This is a genomic window from Streptomyces gilvus, assembly GCF_022513565.1.
In the GTDB taxonomy this organism is placed as follows: domain Bacteria; phylum Actinomycetota; class Actinomycetes; order Streptomycetales; family Streptomycetaceae; genus Streptomyces; species Streptomyces gilvus.
In genome coordinates, this window is sequence record NZ_JAKWBE010000083.1 from 1 (window position 1) to 641 (window position 641).

Here is a 641-nt window from a genome sequence, read left to right on the forward strand (position 1 = left end):
CGCAGGCTGCGGGCCGCGTGCCGGCCGGCGGCGGCGCGGGACCAGGCCGCGACGCGTCTGACGACCCGCGGGTCGGTGGCGTGCCCGGCGACGACCTTGCGGTTGATGCCGAGGCGGGCCTCGATGTGGGCGAACTCGCGGTCGCCGTGGGCGGCCTGGTTGAGGTTCATGAAGTCCATGTCGATGCTCGACCAGGGCAGCGACAGGTTGTACTGGGTGTGCAGGTGCAGCACCGGCCGGTCCAGCGCACTCAGACCGGCGATCCACATCTTCGCCGGGGAGAAGGTGTGCATCCACACGATCACGCCGACGCAGGTGTCGGAGACCGTGGCCTCCTGGCACATCCGCCGGATCGACTCCGCGTCGGTCAGGACGGGCTTGGACACGATCCGCAGGGGGATCTCCGCGGCCGCGTCGAGGCGTTCGGCTATCTGCCGCGACTGATGGGCGACCTGCGCCAGCGTCTCCTCGCCGTACAGGTGCTGGCTGCCGGTCAGGAACCACACCTCGTGGCTGTCATAGGGCTGAGCATGTGTCGTCATGACGGTTCCTTTCACAAGGGTGGATCAGGCGGAGGCCTCGGCGCGGATGCGGCGCAGGCGGTGCATCACGTCGTTGGCGCCACGCCCGAAGTAGTCGTG

General features: G+C 69.3%; 1 pseudogene. It reads right to left on the reverse strand.

Annotated elements, in window-relative coordinates:
- A pseudogene (locus tag MKW14_RS40715) lies at window positions 1-542 on the reverse strand (L-arabinose isomerase); the annotation flags it as partial.
- Window positions 543-641: the final 99 nt, after the last annotated feature.